Source organism: Kitasatospora sp. NPDC041988 (genome assembly GCF_055588525.1).
In genome coordinates this window covers 1-7572 of sequence record NZ_JBVJCO010000095.1, presented here as the reverse complement: position 1 = coordinate 7572, position 7572 = coordinate 1, and the positions used below count along the sequence as shown (strand labels likewise).

Here is a 7572-nt window from a genome sequence, read left to right as displayed (position 1 = left end):
ACCACGCACCACACCCGGACCGTCCAACGAACGCAGCAACGAGGGATCACCCAGAACAACGGCCCGCTCCTCCAACGCGGCACGCGAGGTCACCAAGGCCCGGGCCACGTCCACCGGGTCCGCGGCCTCCAACAGGCCTGCCACCCTGTCGGCGTGGGCCCGCAGGGCCTCCGGCGTCCGCGCCGAGAGCACGAACGGCACCACGGACGGCACCATCGCCGGGGCGCTGCCCAACGCGGGCGCCACAACAGCCGGCGCCTCCTCGATGATCACGTGCGCATTGGTCCCCGAGGCCCCGAAGGCCGAGACGCCGATCCGGCGCGGGCCGTCGACCTGCGGCCATTCGCGCGGCTCGGTGAGCAGCTCGACCGCGCCCGCGGACCAGTCCACGAACGGCGTGGGCTCCTCGGCGTGCAGGGTGCGCGGCAGCACGCCGTGCCGGATCGACAGGACGGACTTGATCACGCCCGCGACGCCCGCCGCCGCCTGGGTGTGGCCGATGTTGGACTTCAACGAGCCGAGGAGAAGCGGGTGTTGACGGTCCTGCCCGTAGGTGGCGAGCAGGGCCTGCGCCTCGATCGGGTCACCCAGCCTGGTGCCCGTGCCGTGCGCCTCGACGGCGTGGACGTCTGCGGCGGAGAGCCGGGCGCCGGCCAGCGCCTGGCGGATCACCCGCTGCTGCGAGGGGCCGCTCGGCGCGGTGAGGCCGTTGGAGGCGCCGTCCTGGTTGACCGCCGAGCTGCGCAGCACCGCCAGCACCTCGTGGCCGTTGCGGCGCGCGTCGGAGAGCCGCTCGACCAGCAGCAGGCCCACGCCCTCCGCCCAGCCGGTGCCGTCCGCCGCCGCCCCGAACGCGCGGCAGCGGCCGTCCACCGAGAGGCCGCGCTGCCGGGAGAACTCCACGAACCCCTGCGCCGAGGCCATCACGCTGACGCCGCCGGCCAACGCGAGGTCGGACTCCCCGGAGCGCAGTGACTGCGCGGCCAGGTGGAGCGAGACCAGCGAGGAGGAGCAGGCCGTGTCCACGGTGACCGCCGGGCCCTCGAAGCCGAAGGTGTAGGAGATCCGACCGGAGGCGACGCTGTCCAGTCCGCCGATGCCGAGGTACCCCTCCAACTCGCCCGGGGCGTCGTGGAGTCGGGGGGTGTAGTCGCCGCCGGCGATCCCGGCGAAGACGGCGGTCCGGCTGCCCCTGAGCGCGGTCGGGTCGATCCCCGCACGCTCGAAGGCCTCCCAGGCGGTCTCCAGCAGCAGCCGGTGCTGCGGGTCGGTGGCGAGCGCCTCGCGCGCCGAGATGCCGAAGAACTCGGCGTCGAACTCGGCCGTGGTGTCGAGGAATCCGCCGTGCCGCGTGTAGGAGGTGCCGGGGTGGTCGGGGTCGGGGTCGTAGAGCGCGTCGAGGTCCCAGCCGCGGTCGTCGGGGAACTCGGTGATGGCGTCCACGCCGTCCGACACCAGCCGCCAGAGGTCCTCGGGCGAGGCGACCCCGCCCGGGAGGCGGCAGGCCATACCGATGATCGCGATCGGCTCCCGCTTGGCGCTCTCCGCCTCCTGGAGGCGCTTGTTGGCCTGTCTGGCGTCGGCCAGCGCACGCTTCAGGTAGTCCCGGAGCTTCTGGTCGTTGGACATCGGTGCCTCTCGTATCGCAGACGTACGGGGTGGGGCGGGGCTCTCCCGGCCGGAGGCGTTCCGGCCGGGGAGCCTCCGTCCGGGGTCAGTGGGTGTCGGAGGAGTTCCGGTCCATCAGCGCGAACAGCTCCTCGTCGGTGGCGTTCTCCAGGTCGAACTCGTCGAGTTCGTCCTGCTGGTCGTCGGCGCCTGGCCCGACGTCCCAGCGGTCGACCAGGGCCCGCAGCCGGGACAGCACCGAGTCGCGGTCCGGGCCGGGGCCGGCCGGCGCGCGTTCCAGCGCCCGTTCCAGTGCGGCCAGCGACTCCAGCGCGCCGAGCTGCGCCGGCTCGCCGTCGGCAGAGGGGAGTTCGGCGAGCAGGAAGGCCGCGATCGCCGCCGGGGTCGGGTGGTCGAAGACCAGCGTGGCGGGCAGTTCCAGCCCGGTGCCGGCGCCGATCCGGTTGCGCAGCTCGACCGCGGTGACCGAGCTGAGGCCCAGCTCGCGGAAGGCCCGCTCGGCGGCCACCCCGGCGGGGTCGCTGTGGCCGAGGACGACGGCCGCCTCCCGCCGGACCAGGTCGAGCAGCGCCGTCTCCCGGGCCGCCGGCCCGTCCAGGGCGGCCAGCCGGGCCACCCAGGGCGGTGTCCCGCCGGCCTCCGCCGCCTGGACCGCGGGCACGGTCACGGTCGTGGTGGAGACCGTCGCATCCAGCCAGTAGCGCTGCCGCTGGAAGGCGTAGGTGGGCAGGGCGACCGGCCGTGGGCGGGCGGCCCCGAAGACGGCCGGCCATGCCACGGGCACCCCGCGCACGTGGAGTTCGGCGGCGGAGAGCAGGAACCGGTCCAGCCCGCCCTGGTCGCGGCGGAGCGTCCCGGCGACCACCGACCGGCGGGCCAGGCCGGCCGCCTGGAGCGTCTCCTGCACCGGCACGGTGAGCACCGCGTGCGGGCTGACCTCGACGAACACGGTGTGCCCCTGATCGGCGAGCGCCCGGGTGGCCTCCTCGAAGCGGACGGTCTCGCGCAGGTTGGTCACCCAGTACCCGGCGTCCATCCCGGCCGTGTCGTACCAGTCGCCGGTGACGGTGGAGAGCAGCGGGACGGTTCCGGTGCGCGGCCGGACCGGCGCGAGCAGGCCGAGCAGCTCCTCCCGCAGGCCGTCCACCTGGGCGGAGTGCGAGGCGTAGTCCACCGGGATCAGCCGGGCCCGGACGTCCTCCGCCCGGTAGCCGGCGACCAGTTCGGCCAGTGCCTCGGGCTCGCCGGAGACCACGGTCGCCGACGGGCCGTTGACGACGGCGATGGAGAGCCGCTCGCCCCAGGCGTTGATCCGTTCGGCCACCTCGGCCGCGGGCAGAGCGACCGAGGCCATCCCGCCCCGGCCGGAGAGCGCCAGGATCGCCCGGCTGCGCAGTGCGACGACGCGGGCGCCGTCGGCCAGGGTGAGCCCGCCGGCCACCACGGCGGCGGCGATCTCGCCCTGACTGTGGCCGACCACTGCGTCCGGGCGGACGCCGTGGGCCTGCCAGAGCTCGGCCAGCGACACCATCACCGCCCAGAGCACCGGCTGCACCACGTCCACCCTCCCCCAGCCTCCGGCCGGGGATTCCCCCGTCAGGCCGGGGGCGCCGGGAGCGCCGCGCAGGACGTCCAGCAGCGACCAGTCGGTGTGCGGGGCCAGGGCGGCCGCGCACTCCTCGATCCGGGCGGCGAAAACGGGTGCGGTGTCGAGTAGTTCGACCGCCATGGCGGCCCACTGGGAGCCCTGGCCGGGGAAGACGAAGACGGTCCGCCCGGCCACGTCGGCGGTGCCGGTGACCAGCCCGGCCGCCGGGTCGCCGAGCGCGAGCGCCCGCAGGCCTGCCGGGTCGCCGACGACGACGGCCCGCTCCTCCAGCGCGCCGCGGGCGGCCACCAGGGTGTGCGCGACATCCACCGGGTCCTCGGTCTCCAGCAGGTCGGCGACCCGGCCGGCCTGGGCGCGCAGCGCCTCGGGCGAGCGGGCGGAGACCACGAACGGTAGGACGGCAGGGGTCTTGCCGCGCTGCGGGACGACGGCCGCGGGGGCCTGTTCGATGATCACGTGGGCGTTGGTGCCGGAGACCCCGAACGAGGAGACGCCCGCCCGGCGCGGCCGGCCCGCCTCGGGCCACTCGCGCGGCTCGGTCAGCAGCCGGACCTCGCCCGCCGACCAGTCCACGTACGGCGAGGGCTCGTCCACGTGCAGGGTCTGCGGCAGCACGCCGTGCCGCAACGCCTGGACCATCTTGATGACGCCGGCGGCGCCCGCGGCGGCCTGGGTGTGGCCGATGTTGGACTTGAGCGAGCCCAGCCAGAGCGGCCGGCCGTCCGGGCGGTCCTGTCCGTAGGTGGCCAGCAGGGCCTGCGCCTCGATCGGGTCGCCGAGCGTGGTGCCGGTGCCGTGGCCCTCGACCGCGTCCACATCGGCGGTGCCGAGGCCCGCGTTGGCCAGCGCCTGGCGGATCACCCGCTGCTGGGACGGCCCGCTGGGCGCGGTCAGGCCGTTGGACGCGCCGTCCTGGTTGACCGCGCTGCCGCGGACGATCGCCAGGACCGGGTGGCCGTTGCGGCGGGCGTCGGAGAGGCGCTCGACCAGCAGCAGGCCGACTCCCTCGCCCCAGCCCGTGCCGTCCGCGGCCCCGGCGTAGGCCTTGCAGCGGCCGTCGGCGGAGAGGGCGCGCTGGCGGGAGAACTCGACGAAGGTGGTCGGGGTCGACATCACGGCCACGCCGCCGGCGAGCGCGAGGTCGCACTCGCCCGAGCGCAGCGACTGCGCGGCCAGGTGCAGGGCGACCAGCGAGGACGAGCAGGCGGTGTCGACGGTGACCGCCGGGCCCTCGAAGCCGAAGGAGTACGAGATCCGGCCCGAGGCCACGCTGCCCGCCGTGCCGTTGCCCAGCCAGCCCTCCAGTTCGGCCGGCACCTCCCGGACGCGCGGCGCGTAGTCGTGGTACATCACGCCGGCGAAGACGCCGGTCCGGCTGCCGCGCAGGGCGGCCGGGTCCAGGCCGGCGCTCTCCAGCGCCTCCCAGCTGGTCTCCAGCAGCAGGCGCTGCTGCGGGTCGGTGGCGATCGCCTCGCGCGGCGAGATGCCGAAGAACGCGGCGTCGAAGTCGGCCGGCCGCTCCAGGAAGCCGCCGTGGCGGGTGTACGAGGTACCTGGGTGGTCCGGGTCCTCGTCGTACAGGGCGTCGAGGTCCCAGCCCCGGTCGTCGGGGAACGTGGTGACGGCGTCCCGGCCTTCGGCCACCAGCCGCCACAGCTCCTCGGGGGTGGAGACCCCGCCGGGCAGCCGGCAGGCCATGCCGACGATCGCGATCGGCTCGTCGGCGCGGATCGCTACCGGGGTGTCCTGCTTCATCTGCACGGCGGCGCCGAGGAGTTCGGTACGCAGGTGCTCGGCGAGCGCGGCCGGGTCGGGGTGGTCGAAGACCAGGGTCGCGGAGAGTCGCAGGCCGGTCGCTGCCGCGATCCGGTTGCGCAGCTCGACGGCGGTGAGCGAGTCCAGCCCGAGGCCGGTGAACGGCCGCTGGGCGCCGACCGATTCGGCGTCCGTGCCCAGCACGGCGGCCACCTCGGTCCGGACCAGCCGGAGGATCGCCGCGAGCCGTGCGATGTCGTCGGGCAGGGCGGCCAGGCGGTCGGCCAGCGTGCCGTCACCCGTGGCGGCGCCGGCTCTGGCGGCCCGGCGGGTCGGCCGGACCAGCCCGCGCAGCAGCGCGGGCACCGGGCGGGAGCGCAGGGCAGCCAGGTCCAACGGGGACGGGACCAGCGTCGCCTGGCCGGCCGACCGCTGGGCGGCGTCGAAGAGTTCGACACCCTCGGCGGAGCCGATCGGGCGGATGCCGAGCCGGGCCAGCCGGGCCAGGTCGGTCGCCGTCAGATGGCCGGTGATCCCGCTGGCCTCGGCCCACTGGCCCCAGGCGAGGGACTGGGCGGGCAGGCCGATGGCGCGCCGGTGGGCGGCGAGGGCGTCGAGGTAGGTGTTGGCGGCGGAGTAGCTCGCCTGCCCCGGGGAGCCGAGGACGGCGGCCACGGACGAGTAGAGGACGAAGGCCGCGAGGTCGTGGCCGCGGGTGAGTTCGTGCAGGTGGCGGGCGCCGTCGGCCTTCGGGCGCCAGACCGTGGCCAGCCGCTCGGGGGTCAGGGCGGTGAGGACGCCGTCGTCGACGACTCCGGCGGTGTGGATCACCGCCGTCAGCGGGTGCTCCCTCGGCACCGCGTCGATCGCGGCCGCGAGGGCGGAGCGGTCGCCGGCGTCGGCGGCGGCGATGGTCACGGAGGCGCCAAGGTCGGCGAGTTCGGCGCGCAGGTCGGAGGCGCCGGGGGCGTCCGGGCCGCTGCGGGAGAGCAGCAGCAGGTGCCGCACGCCCCGCGTCGCCACCAGGTGGCGGGCCAGCAGCGCGCCCAGCACACCGGTGCCGCCGGTGATCAGCACGGTGCCGTCCGGATCCCACGGGCGTGAGGCATCGACCTCGGGCACGGCCACCCGGGCCAGCCTCGGCACGTGCACGACGCCCGCGCGCAGGGCGAGTTGGGGCTCGCCCGTCGCGACGGCGGCCGCCAGGATCCCGGCGGAGGCCGGCCGGCCGTCGGTGTCGGCCAGGATGATCCGCTCCGGGTGCTCCGACTGGGCCGAGCGCAGCAGGCCCCAGACCGGCGCGACCGCCAGGTCGAGCACCTCACCGTCGTCCACCGCGACCGCGCCCCGGGTGAGGACGACCAGCCGCGAGCCCTCGTGCGACTCGTCCGCCAGCCACGCCTGCACCTGCGCCATCACGCCGGCCAGTACGTTCTCGCCGCCCTCGACGTGCAGCGGCTCCCAGGCGAAGTCCTCCGCCTCCTGCGGCGTCGCGAACGCCGGCCACTCCACGGCGAACAGCGTGTCCCGGCCGACGGCGGGGGCGCCGCCGATCCGGTCCTCCCGCACCGGCCGGGTGACCAGCGAGGCGATCGAGACCACCGGCCGGCCCGCCGGGTCCGTGGCCTCCAGCGCGTAGGCGTCCGGACCGGTCGCGGTCAGCCGGACCCGCAGCTCGGTGGCGGCCGAGGCGTGCAGCGTGACGCCCCGGTAGGCGAAGGGCAGCCGGCGCCCGCCGGCCGCGCCCCCGTGCAGGGCGGGCAGCTGGGCGGCGGCGTCCAGCAACGCCGGGTGGAGGCCGAACCGGGCGGCGTCCGACCGCAGTTGCTCCGGCAGCCCGGCCGTCGCGTACAGCGTGTCGCCGTCCTGCCAGACCTCCCGCAGGTTACGGAAGGCCGGCCCGTACGTGAGGCCGACGGCGGCCAGCAGCTCGTAGGCCTCCTCGACCGGGAGCGGCTCGGCCGAGCCGGCCGGCGGCCACGTGAAGGTCTCGGCCGTGACCGGCGTGCCGGAGAGCAGACCGGTGGCGTGCCTGGTCCACCCGGCGTCCGCGGCGGGCCGGGAGTGGACGGTGACCGGGCGGACGCCCGTCCCGTCCGGGGCGCCGACGGCCACCTGGAGCTGGAGCGTGCCGTCGGCGGGCAGCACCAGCGGGGCCTCGACCACCAGTTCGTCCAGCGTCGTCGCGCCGACCTCGTCGCCGGCCCGGATCGCCAGCTCCAGCAGGGCCGCGCCCGGTGCCAGGACGGTGCCGTGGGCGACGTGGTCGGCGAGCCAGGGGTGCGTGCGCAGGCCGACGCTGCCGGTCAGCAGGACGCCGGAGGAGTCGGCGGGGACTACGGTGGCGCCCAGGACCGGGTGCTCGACCACGCCGAGGCCCAGTCCGCCCGCGTCGGCGGCCCGGGCGGCCGGCTCCAGCCAGTAGCGGCGCCGCTGGAAGGGGTAGGTGGGCAGCGCGAGGCGCGGACGGCGGTCGCCGCCGAACAGGGCGGCCCAGTCGACCTCGTGGCCCTGGACGTGGATCCGGGCGAGGGCGGTGAGGGCAGTCTGCGCCTCGGGGCGGTCGCGGCGCAGAGCAG

General features: G+C 76.2%; 2 protein-coding genes. Both read right to left on the bottom strand.

All coding sequences use genetic code 11. The features are described 5' to 3' along the window. On the bottom strand, window positions 1-1629 hold a 1629-nt coding region (locus tag ACZ6NC_RS41610; RefSeq protein WP_465739097.1), incomplete at its 3' end, for a type I polyketide synthase. An 85-nt stretch (window positions 1630-1714) separates the two neighbouring features. Then, on the bottom strand, window positions 1715-7572 hold a 5858-nt coding region (locus tag ACZ6NC_RS41605), incomplete at its 5' end, for a type I polyketide synthase (RefSeq protein WP_465739096.1).